This is a genomic window from Sulfitobacter dubius, from assembly GCF_900113435.1.
GTDB classification, from domain to species: domain Bacteria; phylum Pseudomonadota; class Alphaproteobacteria; order Rhodobacterales; family Rhodobacteraceae; genus Sulfitobacter; species Sulfitobacter dubius.
The window spans coordinates 213,985-236,222 of the sequence record NZ_FOPG01000002.1 but is presented as its reverse complement, the minus strand read 5'-3'; the positions used below and the strand labels follow the sequence as shown (position 1 = coordinate 236,222).

The 22,238-nt window shown below is 60.8% G+C and carries 23 protein-coding genes and 1 riboswitch; of the genes, 19 read left to right on the top strand and 4 right to left on the bottom strand.

Features of this window, described 5'->3' with window-relative positions; translation table 11 throughout:
* Positions 1 to 34 precede the first annotated feature (34 nt).
* The 7 genes from dapD to BM229_RS09860 all read left to right on the top strand — a co-directional run bounded on the left by dapD (position 35) and on the right by BM229_RS09860 (position 7,121).
* Complete coding sequence (gene dapD, locus BM229_RS09890; protein ID WP_093927490.1) at positions 35 to 862, top strand: 2,3,4,5-tetrahydropyridine-2,6-dicarboxylate N-succinyltransferase; 828 nt, start codon at positions 35 to 37, stop codon at positions 860 to 862.
* A 56-nt stretch (positions 863 to 918) separates the two neighbouring features.
* Positions 919 to 1,173, top strand: coding sequence for a GlsB/YeaQ/YmgE family stress response membrane protein (locus BM229_RS09885; protein WP_093927489.1), 255 nt, complete (start codon positions 919 to 921; stop codon positions 1,171 to 1,173).
* 75 nt (positions 1,174 to 1,248) lie between these two features.
* Positions 1,249 to 1,587, top strand: coding sequence for a hypothetical protein (locus BM229_RS09880; RefSeq protein ID WP_093927488.1), 339 nt, complete (start codon positions 1,249 to 1,251; stop codon positions 1,585 to 1,587).
* Between the two features lie 125 nt (positions 1,588 to 1,712).
* Positions 1,713 to 2,858, top strand: a complete 1,146-nt coding sequence (gene dapE, locus BM229_RS09875) for a succinyl-diaminopimelate desuccinylase (RefSeq protein ID WP_093927487.1) — start codon at positions 1,713 to 1,715, stop codon at positions 2,856 to 2,858.
* Positions 2,855 to 3,424, top strand: coding sequence for a TIGR04282 family arsenosugar biosynthesis glycosyltransferase (locus BM229_RS09870; RefSeq protein ID WP_093927486.1), 570 nt, complete (start codon positions 2,855 to 2,857; stop codon positions 3,422 to 3,424). The genes dapE and BM229_RS09870 overlap by 4 nt, the downstream gene beginning before the upstream one ends.
* A 32-nt stretch (positions 3,425 to 3,456) precedes the next feature.
* A complete protein-coding gene (gene rnr / locus BM229_RS09865) occupies positions 3,457 to 5,721 on the top strand; it encodes a ribonuclease R (RefSeq protein WP_093927485.1) in 2,265 nt (754 codons plus the stop codon).
* 101 nt (positions 5,722 to 5,822) lie between these two features.
* Positions 5,823 to 7,121, top strand: a complete 1,299-nt coding sequence (locus tag BM229_RS09860) for a lytic murein transglycosylase (RefSeq protein WP_093927484.1) — start codon at positions 5,823 to 5,825, stop codon at positions 7,119 to 7,121.
* Positions 7,122 to 7,153: 32 nt separating this feature from the next.
* On the opposite strand, the gene BM229_RS09855 is transcribed toward BM229_RS09860, so the two are convergent.
* Both BM229_RS09855 and BM229_RS09850 read right to left on the bottom strand, forming a co-directional pair.
* Entirely contained in the window at positions 7,154 to 8,551 is a 1,398-nt protein-coding gene (locus BM229_RS09855; RefSeq protein ID WP_093927483.1) for an aspartate aminotransferase family protein, read from the bottom strand.
* A 75-nt stretch (positions 8,552 to 8,626) separates the two neighbouring features.
* A complete protein-coding gene (locus BM229_RS09850; protein ID WP_093927482.1) occupies positions 8,627 to 9,328 on the bottom strand; it encodes a GntR family transcriptional regulator in 702 nt (233 codons plus the stop codon).
* A 145-nt stretch (positions 9,329 to 9,473) separates the two neighbouring features.
* On the opposite strand from BM229_RS09850, the gene BM229_RS09845 reads away from it, so the two are divergent.
* The 5 genes from BM229_RS09845 to BM229_RS09825 all read left to right on the top strand — a co-directional run bounded on the left by BM229_RS09845 (position 9,474) and on the right by BM229_RS09825 (position 14,787).
* Positions 9,474 to 10,559 carry a polyamine ABC transporter substrate-binding protein gene (locus BM229_RS09845; protein WP_093927481.1) on the top strand — a complete coding sequence of 362 codons (1,086 nt, stop codon included), beginning with the start codon at positions 9,474 to 9,476 and terminating at the stop codon, positions 10,557 to 10,559.
* A gap of 79 nt (positions 10,560 to 10,638) precedes the next feature.
* Positions 10,639 to 11,766 carry an ABC transporter ATP-binding protein gene (locus tag BM229_RS09840; protein WP_093927480.1) on the top strand — a complete coding sequence of 376 codons (1,128 nt, stop codon included), beginning with the start codon at positions 10,639 to 10,641 and terminating at the stop codon, positions 11,764 to 11,766.
* 2 nt (positions 11,767 to 11,768) lie between these two features.
* Complete coding sequence (locus BM229_RS09835; RefSeq protein WP_093927479.1) at positions 11,769 to 12,644, top strand: ABC transporter permease subunit; 876 nt, start codon at positions 11,769 to 11,771, stop codon at positions 12,642 to 12,644.
* The gene (locus BM229_RS09830; RefSeq protein ID WP_093927478.1) at positions 12,641 to 13,462 is read left to right on the top strand and encodes an ABC transporter permease; all 822 of its coding nucleotides are present in this window, start codon (positions 12,641 to 12,643) and stop codon (positions 13,460 to 13,462) included. Before BM229_RS09835 ends, BM229_RS09830 begins: the two co-directional genes overlap by 4 nt.
* Positions 13,459 to 14,787 carry an NAD(P)/FAD-dependent oxidoreductase gene (locus BM229_RS09825; RefSeq protein WP_093927477.1) on the top strand — a complete coding sequence of 443 codons (1,329 nt, stop codon included), beginning with the start codon at positions 13,459 to 13,461 and terminating at the stop codon, positions 14,785 to 14,787. The genes BM229_RS09830 and BM229_RS09825 overlap by 4 nt, the downstream gene beginning before the upstream one ends.
* A gap of 6 nt (positions 14,788 to 14,793) precedes the next feature.
* Here the strand turns inward: BM229_RS09825 and trhO are convergent, their stop codons facing one another.
* A complete protein-coding gene (gene trhO, locus BM229_RS09820) occupies positions 14,794 to 15,693 on the bottom strand; it encodes an oxygen-dependent tRNA uridine(34) hydroxylase TrhO (RefSeq protein ID WP_093927476.1) in 900 nt (299 codons plus the stop codon).
* A gap of 98 nt (positions 15,694 to 15,791) precedes the next feature.
* Here trhO and pncA point away from each other — a divergent pair, with 98 nt between their 5' ends.
* Positions 15,792 to 16,388 carry a bifunctional nicotinamidase/pyrazinamidase gene (pncA, locus tag BM229_RS09815; protein ID WP_093927475.1) on the top strand — a complete coding sequence of 199 codons (597 nt, stop codon included), beginning with the start codon at positions 15,792 to 15,794 and terminating at the stop codon, positions 16,386 to 16,388.
* Between the two features lie 69 nt (positions 16,389 to 16,457).
* On the top strand, positions 16,458 to 17,750 hold the full coding sequence (pncB, locus tag BM229_RS09810; protein WP_093927474.1) for a nicotinate phosphoribosyltransferase: 1,293 nt from the start codon (positions 16,458 to 16,460) through the stop codon (positions 17,748 to 17,750).
* Positions 17,751 to 17,753: 3 nt separating this feature from the next.
* Here pncB and BM229_RS09805 read toward each other — a convergent pair whose 3' ends face one another.
* Positions 17,754 to 18,764 carry a PAS domain-containing protein gene (locus BM229_RS09805; protein ID WP_093927473.1) on the bottom strand — a complete coding sequence of 337 codons (1,011 nt, stop codon included), beginning with the start codon at positions 18,762 to 18,764 and terminating at the stop codon, positions 17,754 to 17,756.
* 165 nt (positions 18,765 to 18,929) lie between these two features.
* Positions 18,930 to 19,146: riboswitch (cobalamin riboswitch) on the top strand.
* Positions 19,147 to 19,180: 34 nt separating this feature from the next.
* Here BM229_RS09805 and BM229_RS09800 point away from each other — a divergent pair.
* The 5 genes from BM229_RS09800 to cobW all read left to right on the top strand — a co-directional run bounded on the left by BM229_RS09800 (position 19,181) and on the right by cobW (position 22,237).
* Complete coding sequence (locus tag BM229_RS09800) at positions 19,181 to 19,351, top strand: CbtB domain-containing protein (RefSeq protein ID WP_082849519.1); 171 nt, start codon at positions 19,181 to 19,183, stop codon at positions 19,349 to 19,351.
* Positions 19,352 to 19,566: 215 nt separating this feature from the next.
* A complete protein-coding gene (locus BM229_RS09795; protein ID WP_093927472.1) occupies positions 19,567 to 20,250 on the top strand; it encodes a CbtA family protein in 684 nt (227 codons plus the stop codon).
* 11 nt (positions 20,251 to 20,261) lie between these two features.
* A complete protein-coding gene (locus BM229_RS09790; protein WP_093927471.1) occupies positions 20,262 to 20,759 on the top strand; it encodes a hypothetical protein in 498 nt (165 codons plus the stop codon).
* A 72-nt stretch (positions 20,760 to 20,831) separates the two neighbouring features.
* Positions 20,832 to 21,206 carry a DUF1636 family protein gene (locus BM229_RS09785; protein WP_093927470.1) on the top strand — a complete coding sequence of 125 codons (375 nt, stop codon included), beginning with the start codon at positions 20,832 to 20,834 and terminating at the stop codon, positions 21,204 to 21,206.
* Positions 21,203 to 22,237: a cobalamin biosynthesis protein CobW gene (gene cobW / locus BM229_RS09780; protein ID WP_093927469.1), complete on the top strand. Its 1,035-nt coding sequence runs from the start codon at positions 21,203 to 21,205 to the stop codon at positions 22,235 to 22,237. The genes BM229_RS09785 and cobW overlap by 4 nt, the downstream gene beginning before the upstream one ends.
* Position 22,238 lies beyond the last annotated feature (1 nt).

Sequence of the window (22,238 nt, the reverse complement as noted above, 5' to 3'; positions counted from 1 at the left end):
TCGAAAGGCCTTTTCACATTCGGAGACTTGCCCCATGTCCAACGCCCAACTTGAAACCGCCATCGAAGCCGCTTGGGATACCCGCGACCAGATCACATCTGCCACCACCGGCGAGGTGCGCGACGCCATCGAAGAGACGCTGAATGCGCTCGACAGCGGCAAGCTGCGTGTGGCGGAAAAGCAGGACGACGGTCAGTGGCACGTCAACCAGTGGGCTAAGAAGGCCGTGCTGCTGGGCTTCCGCATCAAGGACATGGAACATCAAGAAGGCGGCCCGCAGGGCGCTGGCTGGTGGGATAAGGTCGACAGCAAGTTCAAAGGCTGGGGCGATGCCGAGTGGAAAGAGGCCGGTTTCCGCGCTGTGCCGAACTGCGTGGTGCGCCGCTCTGCCTTTATCGCGCCGGGCGTGGTGCTGATGCCATCTTTCGTGAACATCGGCGCCTATGTGGATAGTGGCACCATGGTTGACACATGGGCGACCGTCGGCAGCTGCGCGCAGATCGGCAAGAACGTGCACCTGTCGGGCGGCGTTGGCATTGGCGGCGTGTTGGAGCCGATGCAGGCAGGTCCGACCATCATTGAAGACAATTGCTTCATCGGCGCACGTTCGGAAGTCGTCGAAGGCTGCATCGTGCGCGAAGGTTCGGTGCTGGGCATGGGTGTCTTCATCGGCCAGTCGACCAAGATCGTCGACCGCGAAACCGGTGAGATCATGTATGGCGAAGTGCCCGCAGGGTCGGTCGTCGTCGCAGGCACCATGCCATCGAAGAACAACGTGAACCTTTATTGCGCCGTGATCGTGAAACGGGTGGATGCCAAGACCCGCTCCAAGACCTCGATCAACGAGTTGCTGCGCGACTGAGGGAACCAAATGCCCGGTTATGGCGTTGATCCCTGAATTTAAAGGAGATTAACGACATGACTGGTATTGGTTGGTTTGCCGCAATCATCGTAGGCGGCCTTGCAGGCTGGATCGCGGAAAAAATCATGAAGTCGGACATGGGTCTGATCATGAACATCATCCTTGGCATCGTTGGTGCCTTGGTCGCGAACTGGCTCTTGGTTTTGATCGTCGGCAGCACGCTGGGCGGTTGGTTGGGTCAACTCGTCGTCGGTGTGATCGGTGCATGTCTGTTGATCTGGGTCACCCGGATGGTGCGCGGCAAGTCATAACGGCGGGGGCTACGGCCCCTTTCCAAGTCTGAGCGAAAAGGTTAGGGCTGCCGAAAGCAATCGGCGGCCCTTATCATGTCTGAACCTAAGAAAACCAAAAAACCTTCGCGCCAGCAGGTCTTTACCCTTTTGGTGCAGATCGGGCGCAAGGATGGTGACGGTTTGCCCGACAAGGCCACCGGTGCCGCGCTGATGTGTTTTGCATCTGGGATTGATGAAGCCGAAGCGGTTCGCGAAACCGTGGCGATCCTGAAACAAGCTGACACCAACCCGCTCGACGTGACCGGCTATGGCACGCTGGAAGAGCGCGAGGCCGAAGGTCAGGAGATCGACAGCGAAGAACGCGAACTCATGCAACGCGCTTTGGAAGAGAATTCGGTCATCGTCGCGCAGATGACGCCATTCTTCGACTGACATTTCATTCGTATTGCGACTTCAACGCTGATCCTCGCGGGGATTTGCGCTGGCCCCCCTTGGCATCTTAGGTTTTTCCCCACAAAAGTATCGGGAAACGCGAAATACCCTGAAAAGGAGCCGAAATGTCCGGTCTCGATCCTGCTGAACTCACCGCGAAACTGGTGCGCTGCGCCTCTGTGACCCCCATCAACGACGGCGCGCTTGAAGTGCTGGAGGAAGTTTTGGGTACCGCTGGGTTTGACTGCACGCGGGTTGACCGGGGCGGTGTTTGCAACCTCTTTGCTCGTTGGGGGAAGAAGGGCAACCACAAGTCCTTCGGCTTTAACGGGCACACCGACGTTGTGCCAATCGGAGACGAAGCGGATTGGTCCGTGCTGCCCTTTGGTGCCGAAGTGAAAGACGGCATCATGTATGGCCGTGGCACCACGGATATGAAATCGGGCGTGGCGGCCTTTGTCGCGGCGGCGGTGGATTTCGTGGGTGACACACCGCCAGATGGGTCTATCGTGCTGGCGATCACCGGGGATGAGGAGGGTGACGCCGTCGACGGAACGACGGCATTGCTGGATTACATGGACGAAAACGGCGAGCGCATGGATGTCTGTCTGGTGGGCGAGCCGACCTGCCCAGAGACGATGGGCGACATGATCAAGATCGGGCGGCGCGGGTCGATGAATGCGCATTTCAAGGTGACGGGTAAACAGGGCCACGCGGCCTATCCGCACCGGGCCAACAACCCGCTGCCTGCGATGATGCGGCTGATGGACCGTTTGGCGAGCCATGAGTTGGATCAGGGTAGCGATCATTTTGATCCTTCCACGCTGGCAGTTGTAACGGTCGACACTGGCAACAAAGCCACCAATGTAATCCCGGCCCAATGTCGCGGTGCGGTAAATATTCGGTTCAACGACCACCATTCCGGCGACGGCCTAAGTGATTGGCTGCGCAGCGAGGCGGATAAAATCGCAGCCGAGTTTGGCGTGCAGGTGGATGTGCAAATTAAGATTTCGGGCGAAAGCTTTATCACGCCGCCGGGCGCGCTGTCTGATCTGATCTCAGGCGCGGTCGAGGCTGAGACGGGCGTAAAACCGGAGCTCTCGACCACGGGCGGCACCTCGGATGCGCGTTTCGTCAAGGCGCATTGCCCGGTGGTGGAGTTCGGTCTGGTCGGTCAATCCATGCACCAAGTCGATGAACATGTGCGGGTCGAGCATATCCACCAGCTTAAATCCATCTACGCGCGCGTGCTGCGGGATTATTTCACGTGAAACCAACGCTCATCGTTATGGTGAAAGAGCCGCATCCCGGTCGGGTGAAAACCCGGCTGGGCCGCGACATCGGGATGGTCGGTGCTGCGTGGTGGTTTCGCCATCAAACCCGCCGCTTGTTGCGCCGGATCGCAGATCCGCGTTGGCAAGTGGTGCTGGCTGTCGCGCCGGATATCGAAGGGCTGCAAAGCCGTGTGTGGCCCGCGCATCTACCACGATGGCCGCAGGGCAGGGGCAACCTTGGTGATCGTATGGCGCGGATGCTGCGCGCGGCACCGGGGCCGGCTTGCGTGATCGGGGCGGATATTCCGGGGGTTAACCGGGCTGAGTTGGCCCGCGCGTTCGAGGCGCTTGGCAGCCATGACGCGGTTTTTGGTCCGGCACCTGACGGCGGCTACTGGCTCGTTGGGCTAAAACACCCACGCCGCGCGCCGCCCAGCCTGTTCGACGGTGTGCGCTGGTCCGGTCCGCATGCGCTGGCCGACAGCCGCGCGAGCCTGCCGGGCTACCGCATCACCGAAGTCTCCTCCCTTGCTGACGTGGACGAAATTCACGATTTGCCATGACGACAGGGGGGCTGCGTGCTACCTGCTGAGGTATGAGCAAGATACCCAGCAAATCCGAGATCCTTAACTGGATCGAACAGAACCCCACGCTGACCGCCAAGCGCGACATCGCCAAAGCCTTTGACATCAAAGGTGCGGCGCGGATCGATCTGAAGCGCGTGCTGAAAGAGCTGGAGGCCGAAGGCCATCTGGAGAAGCGCAAACGCAGCTATCAAGACCCGGATCGCTTGCCGCCGGTCTCGGTGCTGTTGGTCACGGGGCCGAACAAGGATGGCGATCTGTTTGCCAAGCCGATGGAGTGGCACGGCGAGGGGACAGAGCCCGTCGTGCTGCTGATCCCGCGCGAGAGTGACCCCGCCCTTGGCGAAGGCGACCGCATTCTGGCGCGGCTGACGCTAGTGAAAGGCGAAGAACACCATTATGAGGCGCGGCTGATCCGCCGCATTGGCAGCAACCCGAAAAAGGTGTTGGGCATCTTCCGCAAGGCCGCCGAGGGCGGACGGATCGTGCCGATCGACAAGGGCGCAGACCGTGAATGGCGTGTCGGTGCGGATCACACCCACGGGGCCAAGGACGGCGAATTGGTCGAGGCCGAGCAGGCCGGACCAAAGGGGCGCATGGGCTCTCCCCGTGCCCGCATCGTCGAGCGGTTGGGCGACCCCTCAGAGCCGCGCGCGGTGTCGCTTATCGCGATCCACCAGCATGGCATTCCGGACGATTTCCCCGATGATGTGGTGGCCCAAGCTGACGCCGCCAAGCCACAAGGCCTCAAGGGCCGGGAAGACCTGCGTGATCTGCCGCTTGTCACCATCGACCCGTCGGATGCGCGTGACCATGATGACGCCTGCTATGCCCATGCGGATGAAGACCCCAAGAACGAGGGCGGCCATGTTGTCTGGGTCGCCATCGCGGATGTGGCTGCCTATGTGACCCCCGGCTCTGCGTTGGATATCGAAGCGCGCATACGGGGTAATTCTACCTATTTTCCTGACCGCGTGGTGCCGATGCTGCCCGACCGCCTTTCGGGCGATCTGTGCTCATTGCACGAGGGTGTGCCGCGGGCCTGTATCGCCGTGCGCATGGTTCTGGACGCCAAGGGCAACAAGATCGGCCATACGTTCCATCGCGGGCTGATGCGCTCGCCCGCGTCATTGCATTACGAAGAGGTGCAGGCCGCCATCGACGGCAACCCGAATGACCGCACCGGACCTCTGTTGGAGCCGGTGCTGAAGCCGCTCTACGCCGCTTATGGCGCGTTGAAGCTGGCCCGGGCGGAGCGTCAGCCGCTGGAATTGGACCTCCCCGAACGCCGCATCGAATTGGGCGAGGATGGCAAGGTGAAGTCGGTGAACTTTCGCGAACGGCTCGACGCGCACCGTTTGATCGAAGAGTTCATGGTGCTGGCCAATGTCGCCGCTGCAGAGACACTGCTGAAAAAGAAAACGCCGCTGCTGTTCCGCATCCACGAGGAGCCCTCACCGGAGAAACTGGAATCCTTGCGCGAGACGGCGCAGGCGGCCGGGCTGACGCTGGCCAAGGGGCAGGTGCTGATGACATCGCATCTGAACCGGCTGCTGGATCAGGCGGCGGGCACCGACGACGCCGAATTGATCAACATCAGCACCCTGCGCTCGCTGACGCAGGCCTATTACGGCCCTGCGCACATCGGGCACTTTGGCCTTGCGTTGCGGTCTTACGCGCATTTCACCTCCCCGATCCGGCGCTATGCCGACCTCATTGTCCACCGTGCGCTGATCACGGCGCATGGCTGGGGCAAGGACGGTCTGACCCCGGAAGAGATCGAAGGACTGGAACAGTCCGGCGCGCATATCTCGGACACCGAGCGGCGCTCGATGGTGGCAGAGCGCGACACGACCGACCGCTATCTCGCCGCCTTCTTGTCAGAGCGTGTGGGCAATGAGTTCACCGGTCGGATCAGCGGCATCGCCCGGTTCGGGGCCTTCGTGAAGCTGGACGAGACAGGCGCGGATGGGCTGGTGCCGATGCGGTCTTTGGGGCGCGAGTATTTCCACCATGATCCAGAGGCGCAGACGCTCATGGGCTCCGATACCGGCATGATTATCGGCATCGGCCAGCGTGTGACCGTGCGCTTGGCCGAGGCGGTCCCGGTGACCGGGGGCATCGCGCTGGAACTGCTTGAGATCGAAGATCAGAAGGTAAAACAAGGCGGCGCTGGTCGGCGTAGCCCGGCAGGGCGCAACCCGCGCGGCAAGGCCGTGAAAGCCAAGCGCAAGAAGGACAAGATCAAGCGCAAAGTGACCCGCACCCGCCGCTGAGGCGGCAAACCGGCGGAGCTTTGCGGATGCTTGTGCCCCTCCCTTCCCACCGGGGCGGGGCACGCATAGGATTTACCGCAACTTTATCAGGCGAGGCGTTTATGATCCGGCACTATGCGATGATTTCAAGCATTATGGCGACCGCGGGTATGGCGGTTCCGGCCTTCGGGTCCGGCCCGTCTGAATCCGCGCGCCCCGCGCCGCGTGCGTCTGAGGTTGTGCTCGTCTCCTCTACCCCGGCGGGTCAGGATGCACCTGTGGAAACCATAGGTGACGATGCGGGGCTTCGCGCGTGGGTAAAAGAATTCCGCCCCCGCGCCCTGCAAGAGAACATTGATCCAGATGTCTTTGACCGCGCGCTTGATACGGTAAGCTATGACCCTGAGGTGATCCGCCGCGACCGCAACCAGTCGGAATTTACCAAGACGATCTGGGATTACCTTGATACCGCGACCTCGGACCTGCGGGTGCAGAACGGGCAGAAGGCGCTGGCACAGTGGCAGCGTACGCTGGAAGATATCGAAGCGAAATACGGCGTGGAGAAAGAGATTGTCACCGCGATTTGGGGGCTGGAAAGCGCCTATGGCAGCTTTCGGGGCGGAGATAACGTGATGAATTCGCTTTCGACGCTGGCCTATGACGCACGGCGAGCGGCGTTTTTTGAGGCAGAACTCCTTAACGCGCTGCGCATCCTTCAGGCTGGCGATACCGATGCCGAACAGATGCGCGGTTCTTGGGCGGGGGCGATGGGGCATACGCAGTTCATGCCTTCGTCATTCTTGTCTTATGCCGTTGACTGGGATGGCGACGGGCGGCGCGATATCTGGGGCGATGATCCCTCTGACGCACTGGCCTCGACGGCGGCATACCTTGAGCATTTCGGCTGGACCAAAGGGCAGCCTTGGGGTGTCGAAGTCTCTTTGCCAGAAGGGTTTGACTACCTGCTGGCCGATCGTGAAATCACCAAAACCCCGGCGGAATGGGCGGCGCTTGGTGTGACCGCGCGGGACGGCGCTGCGGTGGCAGATCACGGTCCGGCGTCGGTGCTGCTGCCCGCCGGGGCCCAGGGCGCGGCCTTTATGATTTTCCCGAACTTCGAAGTGATCGAGCGTTACAACACCGCTGATGCCTATGTCATCGGCGTGGGCCATCTGGCGGATAGGATCGGTGGCGCGGAAGAGTTTCAGCAAGACTGGCCGCGTGAAGACCGCGCGCTGAGCTTTGATGAGCGGATCGAATTGCAGACCTTGCTGACCAAAGCCGGGTTTGACACGCAAAAGATCGACGCAAAAATAGGCCCGCTGACCGTCAATGCCGTGCGCAGCTTCCAACAAGCCGAGGGGATTGCGCCAGATGGCTATGCCTCTCCCCGGCTGCTGGAACGCCTACGCAAAGAGTAACGGGCCGCCCCACGTGAGGGCAGCCCGGTTGCTTAGGACGCTGCTTTCAACAGGTCTTTGTCTTTCAGGTCCGCATAAGTCGCATTCAGCGCCTTGGTGGCCCGTTCGGCAAAAATCTTGATCTCTTCGGGCGTGATGATCAGCGGCGGAGAGATGATCATCCGGTCGCCCACATGACGCATCACCAGGTTATTGGCAAAGCAATGCTCCCGGCAGGTATACCCCGCCACGCCACCATCGGCGGCAAATTTGGCACGGCTTTCTTTATGCGGTGTCAGGGGCAAGGAAGCCATAAGGCCAGAGACGTTAACCCCACCGACCAAGGGATGTTCACCCAGTTTTTCCAGCGCTTCTTTTAGCGCGGGGGCGGCGACGTCGCGCACATGGTCGATGATGTTCTCTTCTTGCATGATACGCAGGTTTTCCAGCGCCACGGCGGCGCAAACCGGGTGGCCGGAATATGTGTAGCCGTGGTTGAATTCGCAGGCGTTGATGACCTCAGCCACCTCGTCACAAACGATTGACCCGCCAATCGGTGCATAGCCAGAGCTGAGCCCCTTGGCGATGGTCATGATATGCGGCGTGATGCCCATGGTTTGCGAGCCGAACCAGTTGCCTGTCCGGCCAAAGCCGCAGATCACTTCGTCGGCGATCAGCAAGATGTCATGCTTTTCACAAATGCGCTGGATTTCAGGCCAGTAAGTGCTGGGCGGGATGACAACGCCACCGGCACCCTGCACGGGCTCACCAATGAACGCAGCGACCTTATCCGCGCCCAGTTCAAGGATTTTCTCCTCCAACTCACGTGCGCGGGCGAGGCCGAACTCCTCGGGGGATTGGTCGCCCCCTTCGGCGTACCAATCGGGTTGGCCGATATGATGGATGCCGGGGATCGGAAGACCACCCTGTTCGTGCATCGGCGTCATGCCCCCAAGGCTGGCCGATCCAACAGAGGACCCGTGATAGGCGTTCTTGCGGCTGATGATGTGGCTCTTTTCGGGTTTGCCCTTTTGCGCCCAATAGGTGCGAACCATGCGCAGGTTGGTGTCATTCGCCTCTGATCCGGAACCGGCGAAAAAGACGTGGTTCAGATCACCGGGGGCGAGGTCGGCCAGTTCCTTGGCCAGCGCGATGGCGGGCACATGAGTCGTTTGGAAGAAGGTGTTGTAATAGGGCAGTTCATTCATCTGCCGCGCGGCTACTTTGCCCATCTCTTCGCGGCCATAGCCAAGGTTCACACACCAAAGCCCCGCCATCGCGTCGAGGATTTCGTTGCCTTCGCTGTCGGTCAGATAGATGCCCTTGGCCCGCGTGATGATGCGCGCGCCCTTTTTGCCCAAGTCGTCATTGGTGGTGAAAGGGTGCATGTGATGTGCCGCATCAAGGGCCTGAAGGTCTGCGGTGGGGAGGTGATTCGTGATTGGCGGCATGGGGACGCACCTTCTATCTGCGTGAAAATTAAGCTTCGTCGGAGAATATGATCAAATTATAGCATGTCAATCGAATCAACGCGGAACGGGCAATCCATCAAGAGCTGCGCGGATTTGGCTCATTCCTTGGGCAACATCGCCTGCCATGACCTCCCCGGCGAGAATGACGTTGCCTGCAGAAAAGGCAGCCATAAGCTCTGCGTGTTTATCGGGCAGATTGCTGGTGCCATAGCGCCCACAGACCACCCGCAGCGAAGGGCCGAACCGCAGCCAAAGCCGATCTACCGTGGCGGCCATGATCGGCGCTTCGGCAAGGTCATAGATCATTGCGTGGAAGTTGTAGTTCTGCATCAAGTAGCCGCCAACATCGCCCCGGTCTATGGCAAGGTTCAGCGCGGTGTCGCACTCTTTCAGGGCGTCCATACGCCCTTTTGTCATGCGTTCCGCGGCCCGCCGTGTCAGCTCCGGCTCTAGCGTTTCACGCATGAAACCCAGTTCTTCAAGGCCCGTATGGGTGAGTTCTGGCACGGTAACCCGGCGGTTGCCCAAATGGGTTAACGCGCCTTCGGAAATCAAGCGGCGGATGGCCTCGCGAACGGGGGTCATGCCCGCGTCAAGCGCGGCTGTCAGGCCTTGGATCGTCACCCCCTGACCAGGGGCCAAATCGCCGAAAAGAATCATCTTGCGCAGACGTTCATATACATGCTGATGGATGGGTGTCTTGGCTGCCGCGTCGGCGGCGGGAAGCAGTCTCGAATCGGTTTTTTCTGAACCCATGGGAGCGGTCTTTCCATCTTGTTTCGCCGTAGCTTGCAGCATTTCCTTCTGCGTGAAAGCATAAACCATCTTGCCCGAAGAGGCAAAACTTGATCAAATTGACGAAAGGTGGGGATCAACCCGACCTGTCTAACGGGAGTATGATATGAAACATGTGCTACTAAGCAGCGCCGCCGTTGCCACCTTGATGGCAGGTGCCGCTTCTGCCGAAACAGTTCGGGTCTACAACTGGTCCGACTACATCGATGAATCCCTGCTGGAGAAATTTGAAGAAGAGACCGGCATCGAACTGGTCTATGATGTGTTCGACAGCAATGAAATGCTGGAAACCAAAATGCTGTCCGGTGGGTCGGGCTATGACGTGGTTGTGCCCACGGGCACCTTCCTGCAGCGCCAGATCACTGCCGGGGCATTCCAGCCGCTGGACGCCTCCAAGCTGCCCAACCTTGAGAATATGTGGGACGTAGTCTCCTCGCGGACCGAACAATATGATCCCGACAACGCACATTCGATCAACTACATGTGGGGCACCACCGGGATCGGCGTAAACCTCGGCAAGGTCAAAGAGGTTTTGGGCGAAGACGCCCCGGTCGACTCCTGGGATCTGGTTTTCGACCCTGCCAATATGGAAAAACTGGCCGATTGTGGCGTGCATTTCCTCGATGCCCCGGCCGAGATGATTCCCGCAGCGCTGAACTACATCGGCGAAGACCCCAACAGCCATGACCCCGATGTCATCGCGAAGGCCGAAGACGTCTTCATGCCGATCCGCCCCTATATCCAGAAGTTCCACTCCTCGGAATACATCAATGCTCTAGCGAATGGTGACGTTTGCGTCGCAGTCGGCTGGTCCGGCGATATTCTGCAGGCCCGTGACCGCGCGGCCGAAGCTGAAAACGGCGTTGAAGTGGCCTATAATGCTCCCTCCGAAGGGGCGCAGATGTGGTTTGACCAAATGGCCATCCCGGCCGATGCGCCAAACCCCGAGGGCGCGCATAAGTTTCTTAACTTTATCATGGACGCCGAAAATATGGCGGCTGCGTCGAACTATGTTTACTACGCGAACGGCAATAAAGCCTCGCAAGAACATCTGGTTGAAGATGTGATCGGCGACCCCGCGATCTACCCTTCTGAGGCGGCGTTGGACAACCTGTTCACCACCACACCTTACCCGCCAAAAGTTCAGCGCGTGGTGACCCGGCTCTGGACCAAGATCAAGTCCGGTACCTGATCTGAAACAAGGGGTGCGGCCAGTTTGGTCGCACCCCTTTTTCTTACCCTTCGCGACCTGATCAAAGGATGCCTCAATCGTGAGCCCAACCGTTTTCGCCCCCTGGAACAACCCTGACGAAAAGCCGCTCATTCGCTTTAAGAATGTGACTAAGAAATTCGGTGAATTCGTCGCCATCGACGATTTGTCTTTGGACATCTACGCACAGGAATTCTTTGCCCTGCTTGGGCCTTCTGGCTGTGGCAAAACCACGATGATGAGGATGCTGGCGGGGTTTGAAAACCCGACATCGGGGCGGATCGAATTGGCAGGGCAAGACATCGCGCCGGTGCCGCCGAACAAGCGGGCGGTGAACATGATGTTCCAGTCCTACGCGCTCTTCCCGCATCTCAGCATTTGGGACAATATCGCCTTCGGCCTGCGCCGTGATAAGATGAGCAAAGACGCGATTGAGGCCCGCGTGGCCGAGATGCTCAAGCTCACCCGCCTTGAGAAATTCGCTCGCCGTAAGCCCCATCAGATTTCCGGTGGCCAACGGCAGCGCGTGGCGCTTGCCCGGTCGCTTGCGAAAGCTCCGAAGCTTTTGTTGCTGGATGAACCCTTGGGCGCTCTCGACAAAAAGCTGCGCCAAGATACCCAGTTTGAACTGATGGACATTCAAGAATCCACCGGCACCACCTTTGTCATCGTGACCCACGACCAAGAAGAGGCGATGACCGTTGCCTCCCGCGTGGCGGTGATGGACGAGGGCCGCGTCATTCAGGTGGCCACCCCGGCCGAGATCTATGAGGCACCCAATTCTGTCTATGTGGCCGACTTCATCGGTGACGTGAACATCATCAAGGCCAGCACCAAGGCCATCGGTCAAGATCAATACCATCTGAACTGGATCGAGGGGCAGCCGCCGCTGACCGCGACCTCAGCCTTGCCGTTCAGCGAGGGGCAGCAGGCCCATCTGGCGATCCGACCTGAGAAAATAAAAATCTCGACCGACCGGCCCGAGGACGCGCCCAACGCGCTACAGGGCAAAGTGCTCGACATCGCCTATTTGGGGAACCTCTCCACCTATCACGTCGAACTGCCCGGCGGGCAGGTGATCAAGGCGCAGACGGCTAACACCCGGCGCATCGCGCGGCGTGACATCACATGGGAAGACCCGGTTTGGATTTCATGGAGCGCCACCGCAGGCGTTTTGTTGGCGCAATGAATATGCGTCGCTTCGCCCTGATCGCGGTCCCCTATTTCTGGCTGCTGGCGCTGTTTCTGGTGCCTTTCCTGATCGTTTTCAAAATCTCGCTGTCCGACACGGCGCTGGCGATCCCGCCCTATACGCCGACCATCAAGGACGGCATCAGCGCGTTGATTGCGCAGCTGGATTTCGAGAATTTCACCTTCCTCGCCTCTGACGATCTGTATTGGAAAGCATACCTTAGTTCGCTGCGCATCGCGGTGATCTCTACCGCCTTTACGTTGCTGGTCGGCTATCCCATCGCCTACGGCATGGCCCGCGCCCCCGAAGAGTGGCGCGCCACATTGATGATGTTGGTGATCTTACCCTTCTGGACCTCCTTCTTGATCCGCGTCTATGCGTGGATGGGCATTCTCAGCAACGAAGGGCTGCTGAATCAATTGCTGATGTGGGTGGGTGTAACGGCAGAGCCTTTACAGATCCTTAATACCAATACGGCAGTCTATATCGGCATCGTCTATACCTACCTGCCGTTCATGATCTTGCCGATTTACGCTGCGCTGGACCGTCTGGATGAATCGCTGAATGAGGCGGCTGAGGATTTGGGCTGTTCGCGGCTGCAAGCCTTCTGGCTGGTGACGATCCCGCTGTCGCGCAATGGCATCGTGGCGGGCAGTTTTCTGGTCTTCATCCCCGCCTTGGGCGAATTCGTGATCCCCTCGCTGCTGGGCGGGTCGGGCACGCTGATGATCGGCAAAGTGCTCTGGGAAGAGTTCTTTAACAACCGCGACTGGCCGGTGGCGAGCGCCGTTGCCGTGATCTTGTTGCTGATCCTGATCATTCCGATCATCCTGTTCCAGCGCAACCAGCAGAAACAGGCGGAGGCCGAACAATGAAGCGGATGACATGGTTCAACGTGACCTCGCTCACGTTGGGGTTTGCCTTTCTTTACCTGCCGATGATCATTCTGGTGATCTACAGCTTTAACGCCTCTAAACTGGTGACGGTCTGGGCCGGCTTTTCGACCCGCTGGTATGGCGAATTGCTGCAAAACGAAGCCTTCTTGAATGCCGCTTGGGTCACGATCAAGGTTGCGGTGATTTCGTCGTCGATCGCCACGGTGCTGGGCACGATGGCCGCCTATGTGCTGGTGCGCGGCGGGCGGTTCATGGGGCGGACGCTGTTTTCCGGCATGATCTATGCGCCACTGGTGATGCCTGAAGTCATCACCGGCCTGTCGCTGCTGCTCTTGTTCATCGGCATCGGGCTGGACCGGGGGGTGCTGACTATCGTGCTGGCGCATACGACCTTTTCGATGTGCTATGTCTCGGTCGTCGTGTCTTCGCGGCTGGTGTCCTTTGACCGCTCGTTGGAGGAGGCCGCGCTTGATCTTGGCTCGTCTCCTTGGGAGGCGTTTCGTCTGGTCACCCTGCCGATCATCGCGCCTGCGGTGATCTCGGGCTGGCTCTTGGCATTCACGCTCAGCCTTGATGATCTGGTGATCGCCTCCTTTACCGCCGGGCCGTCGGCGACGACGCTGCCGATCAAGATCTTCTCGGCAGTCCGGCTTGGCGTCTCGCCTGAGATCAACGCGCTGTCGACGATCATGATCGCCATCGTCACAGTGGGGGTCATCACCGCATCGCTGGTCAGCAAACGCTCAAGCCTGCGCGCACAGGAGGAGACGCGTGCGGCGGAACGGCCCACCACATGAGGCGCATCTACCCGGCCTTCGCCTATTCCGAAGCACCCCGCGCGGGGTGCTGGTGGGATGAAACCTGCGCCGCGCCGGATCGTCCGGCGCAGCAGGGCGACGCGCAGGCCGATGTGGTGATCATCGGCGGCGGGTTCACCGGCCTCAACGCGGCGCTGCATTTGGCGCAGGCCGGGGTAGGGGCCACGGTGCTGGAGGCCGAGCGCGTGGGCTTTGGCGCCTCGGGCCGTAACGGCGGCTTTTGCTGCTTGGGCGGCGGGATGCTGGACGACGCGGCGCTCGACCGGAAATTCGGGCGGACAGAGCGGCTTGGCTGGCGGCAGGCCGAGGTGGCGGCGATCCGACAGGTGGAGGATTTCATCGCCGCCCGCGGCATCAATGTCGATCGGCATTCCCAAGGGGAGACCCAGCTTGCCCATCGCCCGCGCGATTTCGAAGAGATGCGCGGCAGGCTCGATTACTACGCGGAGAATTACGGCGTCACGGCCCGGCTGACCGAAAAAGCCGATCTGGCCGCTGAGGGGCTGAACGCAGGCTTCGAGGGCGCGATCACCGTGCCGATCGGCTTTGGCCTCAACCCCCGCAAATATGTGATCGCCCTCGCGCAGGCCGCAAAAGAGGCGGGGGCCGCGATCTATCACAACAGTCCGGCCACCGGGGTGACGAGGCAGGAGGGCGCGTTCGAGGTCACGACGCCGCAGGGCCGCATTCGGGCCGAGCGGGTGATCATCGCCACCAATGGCTATTCCTCCGAAGACCTGCCGCCGTGGCTTGCCGCGCGTTACATGCCAACGCAGTCCAGCGTGATCGTGACCCGCCCGATGACCGAAGCCGAGCTGGCCGCGCAAGGCTGGACGAGCCAGCAAGCCAGCTATGACAGCCGCCATCTGCTTCATTACTTTCGCCTGATGCCCGACAATCGCATGTTGTTCGGCGTGCGTGGCGGGTTGCTGTCTAACCCGGCGTCCGAGGCGCGTGCCCTGCGCCGCGCACGGGCGGATTTCGAGGCGATGTTCCCCGCGTGGCGCAACGTTGAAACGCCGCACGGCTGGTCCGGCATGGTCTGTATCGCGCGCAAACGGATGCCCTTTGTGGGAGAAGTGCCAGATCAGCCGGGGATGTTCGCGGGCCTGTGCTACCACGGGAACGGCGTGGCGATGGGCAGCTATTCCGGCGCGCTATTGGCCGATCTAGTCCGTGGGAAAACGCCCGAGCGGCCCTATCCAGCCCCCATGCGCGCACGGCTTGCGCGGTTCGAGTTGGGGCGCTTTCGCCGGGCGGTAATGCCCTTTGCCTATGCAGGGTTCGCGCTGTCGGACCGTTAAAGGCGTTTAGCCCTGCTCCCGCGCGGCACGTTCTTTCGCCAGCATGATCTGCCGCTGACGCTCGCGGAACCGCTCTTTGTCGGCGTCCGATGTCTCGTCCGCGCACTGATGGCAAGACACCCCAGCCTCATAGGCGGGGTGTTTCGTGTCTTCAGGCAGGATCGGACGGCGGCACCCGTGACAGAGCATATGCGGACCTTCGCGCAGCCCGTGGCCAACGCTGACGCGGTTGTCGAAGACAAAACAATCGCCTTCCCACGTGCTTTCCTGTTCGGGCACCTCTTCGAGGTATTTCAGGATGCCGCCTTTGAGGTGAAAGACATCCTCAACGCCCTGACCAATCAGGTAATTGGTCGATTTCTCGCAACGGATGCCACCGGTACAGAACATCGCGATCTTCTTGTTGTGGAAGCGGTCTTTGTTCGCCTCCCACCACTCGGGGAATTCGCCGAAGCTTTCGGTCTGCGGGTCGACCGCGCCTTCAAAGGTGCCGATGGCCACTTCGTAGTTGTTGCGCGTGTCGATCACCGCCACATCGGGCGAGCGGATCAATTCGTTCCACTCTTTGGGGTCGACGTAATGGCCCACCTTAGCGCGCGGATCGACATCGGGCTGGCCCATGGTGACGATCTCGCGCTTGATGCGGACCTTCATCTTGCCAAAGGGCGGCTTGTCGCTGGTGGCTTCTTTCCACTCCAGATCCGCGCAGCCGGGCAGGGCGCGCAGATGGGCGATCACCGCGTCGATCCCGGTGCGCGGCCCGGCGATGGTGCCGTTCACACCTTCGGGGGCCAAAAGCAGCGTGCCCATGACCGATTGCGTCTCGCAAAGCGCCAGCAGCGCAGGCTTGAGCGCGACGGGATCCTCAAAGCGGGTGAAGTGATATAGGGCGGCAATGGTATACATGAGCGTCAAATAAGCGCTTCGGGCGCAAAGCTCAATCCGGGGCGTGCCATTGACCTACCCCATGCACAGCCCTACCCCTTTCGTTAAGGAGAATGCCCATGACCCATGCCCTGATCGTGATCGATGTCCAAAATGATTTCTGCCCCTGTGGCGCGCTGGAAGTGCCGCAAGGCGATGAGATTTTGCGCGGCATCAATGCGCTGATGCCCGAGTTTGACGCGGTTGTTCTGACGCAAGACTGGCACCCGGCGGGGCATTCGTCATTCGCGTCTTCGCATGACGGCAATGCGCCTTATGAAGTTGTCACCATGCCCTATGGCCCGCAGGTGCTCTGGCCCGATCACTGCATTCAAGGCAGCATCGGCGCGCAGTTCCATCCTGATCTGCAAACAGACCGGGCCGATCTGATCATTCGCAAAGGCTATAATCCAGACATCGACAGCTATTCGGCGTTTTTTGAGAATGACCACAGCACCCCCACGGGGCTTGAAGGTTACCTGCGCACCCGCGGGATTGAACGGCTGACGATGGTCGGGCTGGCACTGGATTTCTGCGTGAACTTCTCGGCAGTGGATGCGGCGAAACTTGGGTTCAAGGTCGATGTGCGCGAAGACCTGTGCCGCGCGATTGATTTGGACGGATCGCTTGGCCAATCCCGCGAAGGGATGCGCGCCGCCGGGGTCACGCTGGCCTGAGCCGCCGCTTTCCACTTGCCCATCTGCCCGCCCCCTTGGCATGAAGGGGCATGCAATAAGGAACCTCCCATGGTCGACATCGCCACCCGCGTCTATAACCACAAGTGGAAGATCGACCCCATCGTGCGGTCGCTGATCGACACGGATTTCTATAAGCTGCTGATGTGCCAATCGGTGTTTCGCAACAAGCCGGACACGCAGGTTACCTTTAGCCTGATCAACCGCTCCACCCACATCCCGCTGGCCAAGCTGATCGACGAGGGGGAGCTGCGCGAGCAACTCGATCATATTCGCTCGCTCAGCCTCAGCCGGGGCGAAAGCACTTGGCTGCGCGGCAATACCTTCTACGGCAAGCGCCAGATGTTCCGTCCCGATTTCATGGAGTGGTTCGAAGGCATGCGCCTGCCGCCCTACCATCTGGAGCGGAAGGGCGATCAATATGAGCTGACCTTTGAGGGCAAGTGGCACGAGGTCATGCTGTGGGAGATCCCCGCGCTGGCGGTGCTGATGGAGCTGCGCAGCCGCGCGGCGCTGGACCCGATGGGCAAGTTCGAGCTTCAGGTGCTTTACGCCCGCGCGATGACCCGCGTCTGGGAAAAGATCGAAGCGCTGCGCGAGGTGGATAACCTCTCGATTGCGGACTTTGGCACCCGGCGGCGGCATTCGTACCTCTGGCAAGACTGGTGCGTGCAGGCGATGCATGAGGGGCTGGGAAATGCGTTCACCGGCACCTCTAACTGTCGCATTGCCATGATGCGTGAGCTAGAGGCGATTGGTACGAACGCGCATGAGTTGCCGATGGTCTATGCTGCCTTGGCCGATGATGATGCCGAGCTTGCCCGCGCACCTTACGACGTGCTGTCGGATTGGCACGACGAACACGACGGCAATCTGCGGATCATCCTGCCTGATACCTATGGCACCAAGGGATTTCTGGACCACGCGCCCGACTGGCTGGCGGGCTGGACCGGCATCCGCGTCGACAGCGGTGATCCGGCCACAGCGGCGCAGACGGCCATCGACTGGTGGCGCGCGCGGGGGGAGGATCCGACGACCAAGCGGGTGATCTTTAGCGACGGGCTCGACGTAGACAAAATTAAGGAGTTGCATGCGCAGTTCGCGGGCAAGGCCAAGGTCTCCTTCGGCTGGGGCACCTTGCTGACCAATGACTTCCGCGGATTGGTGCCGAACGATGCGCTGGCGCCGTTCAGCCTTGTCTGCAAAGCGGTCAGCGCCAACGGGCGGCCTACGGTCAAACTCTCGGACAACCCGAACAAGGCGATGGGCCCGGCGGATGAGATCGCGCGCTACAAGCGGGTTTTCGGTGTGGGCGAACAGACCGCGCAGCAGGTGATCGTCTAACGGTCAGCCGTCCGCCATGGCGGTCATCGGGAATTCCGCCGTGGCGATCAATCCTTCGGGCTGCCAGTCATAGTGCAAAGTGCCACCGACCGCGCGGGTCAGCGATTGGATAATCCGCGACCCGCTGTCGCGGTCGGATTTGGTCACCCTCGGCCCCCCGATTTCTTGCCAGACGAAACGCAGACGTGCAGGCGCTTGAAGGATTGCGATGTCCAGCGATACCTGCCCGTTCTCCGTGCTGAGCGATCCATGTTTCACCGCATTCGTCGCCAGTTCATGCAGGGCCAGCGTCAGGGGTGAGACAAGCCGATGCGATATCAGCGGGTTGTCTCCGGAGAGGGTGATCTGCTCTTCGGTTGCTGAGGTATAGGCCCGCATGATCGGCCCCATTAACGTCTCGAAATCCACCTCTTGCTGGTCACTGCGGCCAATCGTGTCGAAATGCGCAGCACCCAATGCGGAAAGGCGCTCAATGACCTTGTCGGCAAAAGCCCCGGGGGTTGGCTCTTCCCGGGCGGTCAAGCGGACCATGGCGGTCATGACGTTTACGATATTGCGCAGGCGGTGCAGCAACTCATCATCGGCCAGTTTACGGTGCTCGCTTTCTAACCGTCGGCGTTCGGAGACATCGAGTTGCGAGCCGAAGAAGTAGATGAGATTGCCGTCTTCGTCATTGATCGGGCCTAACTGCAGGGCGTTCAGAAAGCGGCTTCCATCCTTGCGGTAGTTCACGATTCCAACTGTGTCGACCCGGCGGCCCTCAAGGATCTCGCGCACCATCTCGACGCTCTCGGGTGTCGTCTCCGGCCCTTGCAAGAAGCGGCAGTTCTGGCCGACGATCTCTTCTAAACCATAGCCGGTGAGATCGGTGAAAGCCTCATTAACATAGACGATGGGGTTGTCCGGCAGGGTCGGGTCGGTGATACACAGCGGCAAGCGGGCGTAGCGCACAACCTTGCCCAGAACGTCATCGGTCAGGGTGGGGCGACCGGCGGAGACCGTCTTATCGTTCATAAATTCCCGCCCTTCGCTTAAAACTGGCCGACAATGTGCCTCGTGCGTGGCTTTTGGGTCAACCGGCATGCTGGGGTTTGGTCCATATTTGTCTACTAGATGATGTATGCGCCATAGGGTTTTGCCAGACTGAATAAATGCGGCTTGTCATGAAGGGTCGAAAATGCGTAATTGAACCCGCTTGGTGTCCCGAAAAGCGCCTTTGGGTGTGGGACCGAAAAGGGAATTCAGTAAGGGGTCGCAAGACCCCGAAGCCGAAGCCGCCCCCGCGACTGTAAGCGGTGAGCCAATGCCCCTCGTGCCACTTGTCCTTTTGGACGGGGAAGGCGGGCAAAGGCCACGACCCGCGAGCCAGGAGACCTGCCAAGCAAATGAAACGCTAGATGCCGTCGGGTGTGACGGTAAGGAGAATGAAGATGACGACAATGATTAAGACCGCCGGTGCCACGCGCAGCAAACTCGTACCGGCGCTGTTTGCCGCCGTATTGGGTGTGGCTTTGATGGCGCTGACCGGCCATGTGCAGGCCGCAGCACTGCATGATGCCGCCCATGACGTGCGCCACGCGACAGGCTTTCCCTGCCACTAAGCGCCCGTGTTCGGTTTCACAGGGGTCCGGGCTGCCATCACGCAGTCCGGTTATTTTTGATTCTGCCTTTCTATCAATGCCTGCCTTTCGCTGTTTTGCCCGCGCCCGCCGTTCGCTGCGTCGGGAGGGCTTTGGCACATCTTGAGGCTGGGTAATGTCCTCGGTCCGCGTTTCGCGCGGCGCTGAGTATCATTTCGCATCCAAGGATCATTGCGATGTTTTCACGTTTTCTGACTTCCGCCCTCTTTGCAGGGGCCTCTGCCGGTTTGCTGACCGGCCTGCTACAACTCTATTTCGTGCAGCCCGTGCTGCTTCATGCCGAGCTTTATGAGACTGGCGCGCTGGTGCATTTTGGTGCGGACGCCGTATCTGCGCACCCCGATCTGCCCGGTTTCGATGCCGTACGCGATGGGCTGAGCCTGATTTTCACCATGTTGACCTATACCGCCTATGCGCTAATCCTGCTCGCCGCGATGAGCCTTGGCGAAGAGCGCGGTGCGGTGATTGATGGCCGCTGGGGCATCCTTTGGGGGGTGGCGGGCTTCGTGGCCTTCCACCTCGCACCGGGGTTCAGCCTTGCGCCCGAGGTGCCCGGCGTGGCCGCCGCAGACATCACCTCACGGCAGATCTGGTGGTTCGCCACCGCCGGGGCGGCGCTGGTGGCGCTCTGGCTGCTGGCCTTTGGCACTGGCTGGGGCGCGTGGATCGGCGCGGCGGTGCTGCTGATGGCCCCGCATGTCGTCGGCGCACCGGAACCCGACAGCTTTAGCGGCCCGGTGCCCACCGAAATCGGCGCACTATTCGCCGCTCGGGCGCTTGGCATCGGCCTTGCCGCATGGGTGCTCCTGGGCAGTTTCGCCGGGTTCTTTTGGCAACGTGAGGGCGCGCGCAGCGCCTGAGGGAGGTCAGGATGGACAGATCACTGGCGCTTTTCGCCATCGGGTTGGTCTTTGGCGGTGGCATCGGTTTTGCCATCGCCGCAAGCAACGGGGTGACCTTCGACGGCCATGACCATGGCGACTCTGCCGCCCATGGCGGGATGGACCACGGCGGCGCAGACCACGCGCGGATGCACGGCCAACCCATCGCCCTCGCCGCCGAAGACGCCCCCAGCCTCGCGGTCCGCGTGACACCTGACCCAATGTCAGGCCATAACCTTTTCGTGGAAACCGACGGCTTCGCCTTTGCCCCGCAAAACGCCAGCGGGGACAACCAACCGGGCGAGGGCCATGCCCATGTCTATGTCAACGGTGCCAAGATCGGGCGGCTCTACGGCCCATGGCTGCATCTGCCCAATCTGCCCAAAGGCGAGGTCACGGTAGAGGTCACGCTTAACGCCAATGACCACCGCCCCTTGGCGGTAAACGGTGCGCCGATTACCGCGCGCGAGGTGCTGACAGTTGAATAATCGCCCCGCTTCCCCTTTTCATAGCGCGCCGGAGCGCATACCCGGCACGCATAACCCGATGGGACAAGATCAATGAGCGCAACTCTACATGTCTGCATGACCTGCCGCGCCGGTGAGGTGCTGGAGGAAGACGCCCCGCGCCCCGGCGCGCAGCTTCACGCCGCCCTCGACGCCGCAGGCGCGCCCGAGGGCGTGACCATCGTGCCGGTGCAATGTCTTTCCGCCTGTTCGCAGGGGGCCGCCGTGGCGCTGTCTGCGCCGGGCAAATGGTCCTATGTCTATGGCCGCTTGACCAAGGAAGACGCCGCCGACATCCTTGCCGGAGCCGCCGCCTATGCCGCCACCCAAGACGGGCTGGTGCCATGGCGCGAACGCCCGGTCATCTTTCGCAAGCAAAGCCTTGCGCGTATCCCCCCTTTGACCCTGCCGCAGGAGCCTTCCTCATGAGCGATCTCGCCAAAATTCCCGTTACCGTCATCACCGGCTTTCTCGGGTCAGGTAAAACCACGCTGATCCGCCACCTGATGACCAATGCAGGCGGACGTCGCCTTGCCGTTCTGGTCAATGAGTTCGGCACCGTGGGCGTGGATGGCGACATCCTGAAATCCTGCGCCATTGAGGATTGCCCGGCTGAAAACATCGTCGAGCTGGCCAATGGCTGCATCTGCTGCACCGTGGCAGATGACTTTATTCCGACCATCGAAGCGCTGATGGCCCTGCCGACCCGCCCTGATCACATCTTGATCGAAACCTCAGGGCTGGCCCTGCCGAAACCGCTGCTTAAGGCCTTTGACTGGCCCGCGATCCGCTCGAAGATCACCGTCGATGGCGTGATCGCGCTGGCCGATGCCGAGGCCGTGGCGGCGGGCACTTTCGCCGCTGATGTCGCTGCGGTAGATGCGCAGCGTCTGGCCGATGACAGCCTCGACCACGAAACCCCGCTCTCTGAGGTATTCGAAGATCAAATCTCCTGCGCCGATATCATCTTGATGTCCAAGGCCGATTTGGCCGGTCCCGATGGGCTTGCCAAAGCCCGCAAGGTGATCGAAGACGAAAGCCCGCGTGAGATCCCGATCCTTGAGATGACCGAAGGCGTGATTGATCCCAAGGTCGTGCTGGGCCTCAACGCCGCTGCCGAAGACGATCTCGCCGCGCGCCCCTCGCATCATGATGGCCACGACGATCACGAGCATGACGATTTCGAAACCGTGGTGATCCCGATGCCGGAAGTGGCGGATGTCGATGCGCTGGTCGCCTCGATCGAGCGGCTCGCGCGCGAGCAGAACATCCTGCGCGTGAAGGGCTATGTCGCGGTCGAGGGCAAGCCGATGCGCCTGTTGGTGCAGGCCGTGGGCGCGCGGGTGCGTCAGCAGTTCGACCGCCCTTGGGGCAGTGATCCGCGCGCGGGGCATTTGGTGGTCATCGCTGAACATGACGACATCAATCTCGCCGCGATCCGCGACGTATTGGGAGCCTAAC

What these genes read in the sequence shown, in the direction of transcription:
- pncB (WP_093927474.1), top strand. Translation starts at nt 16,458, where the DNA reads ATGGTCGACATCGCCACCCGCGTCTATAACCACAAGTGGAAGATCGAC.
- BM229_RS09805 (WP_093927473.1), bottom strand. Translation starts at nt 18,764, where the DNA reads ATGAACGATAAGACGGTCTCCGCCGGTCGCCCCACCCTGACCGATGAC.
- BM229_RS09885 (WP_093927489.1), top strand. Translation starts at nt 919, where the DNA reads ATGACTGGTATTGGTTGGTTTGCCGCAATCATCGTAGGCGGCCTTGCA.
- BM229_RS09855 (WP_093927483.1), bottom strand. Translation starts at nt 8,551, where the DNA reads ATGCCGCCAATCACGAATCACCTCCCCACCGCAGACCTTCAGGCCCTT.
- BM229_RS09860 (WP_093927484.1), top strand. Translation starts at nt 5,823, where the DNA reads ATGATCCGGCACTATGCGATGATTTCAAGCATTATGGCGACCGCGGGT.
- BM229_RS09785 (WP_093927470.1), top strand. Translation starts at nt 20,832, where the DNA reads ATGAGCGCAACTCTACATGTCTGCATGACCTGCCGCGCCGGTGAGGTG.
- BM229_RS09845 (WP_093927481.1), top strand. Translation starts at nt 9,474, where the DNA reads ATGAAACATGTGCTACTAAGCAGCGCCGCCGTTGCCACCTTGATGGCA.
- BM229_RS09825 (WP_093927477.1), top strand. Translation starts at nt 13,459, where the DNA reads ATGAGGCGCATCTACCCGGCCTTCGCCTATTCCGAAGCACCCCGCGCG.
- dapE (WP_093927487.1), top strand. Translation starts at nt 1,713, where the DNA reads ATGTCCGGTCTCGATCCTGCTGAACTCACCGCGAAACTGGTGCGCTGC.
- BM229_RS09880 (WP_093927488.1), top strand. Translation starts at nt 1,249, where the DNA reads ATGTCTGAACCTAAGAAAACCAAAAAACCTTCGCGCCAGCAGGTCTTT.
- BM229_RS09800 (WP_082849519.1), top strand. Translation starts at nt 19,181, where the DNA reads ATGACGACAATGATTAAGACCGCCGGTGCCACGCGCAGCAAACTCGTA.
- BM229_RS09830 (WP_093927478.1), top strand. Translation starts at nt 12,641, where the DNA reads ATGAAGCGGATGACATGGTTCAACGTGACCTCGCTCACGTTGGGGTTT.
- rnr (WP_093927485.1), top strand. Translation starts at nt 3,457, where the DNA reads ATGAGCAAGATACCCAGCAAATCCGAGATCCTTAACTGGATCGAACAG.
- pncA (WP_093927475.1), top strand. Translation starts at nt 15,792, where the DNA reads ATGACCCATGCCCTGATCGTGATCGATGTCCAAAATGATTTCTGCCCC.
- dapD (WP_093927490.1), top strand. Translation starts at nt 35, where the DNA reads ATGTCCAACGCCCAACTTGAAACCGCCATCGAAGCCGCTTGGGATACC.
- BM229_RS09835 (WP_093927479.1), top strand. Translation starts at nt 11,769, where the DNA reads ATGCGTCGCTTCGCCCTGATCGCGGTCCCCTATTTCTGGCTGCTGGCG.
- BM229_RS09795 (WP_093927472.1), top strand. Translation starts at nt 19,567, where the DNA reads ATGTTTTCACGTTTTCTGACTTCCGCCCTCTTTGCAGGGGCCTCTGCC.
- trhO (WP_093927476.1), bottom strand. Translation starts at nt 15,693, where the DNA reads ATGTATACCATTGCCGCCCTATATCACTTCACCCGCTTTGAGGATCCC.
- BM229_RS09850 (WP_093927482.1), bottom strand. Translation starts at nt 9,328, where the DNA reads ATGGGTTCAGAAAAAACCGATTCGAGACTGCTTCCCGCCGCCGACGCG.
- BM229_RS09790 (WP_093927471.1), top strand. Translation starts at nt 20,262, where the DNA reads ATGGACAGATCACTGGCGCTTTTCGCCATCGGGTTGGTCTTTGGCGGT.
- cobW (WP_093927469.1), top strand. Translation starts at nt 21,203, where the DNA reads ATGAGCGATCTCGCCAAAATTCCCGTTACCGTCATCACCGGCTTTCTC.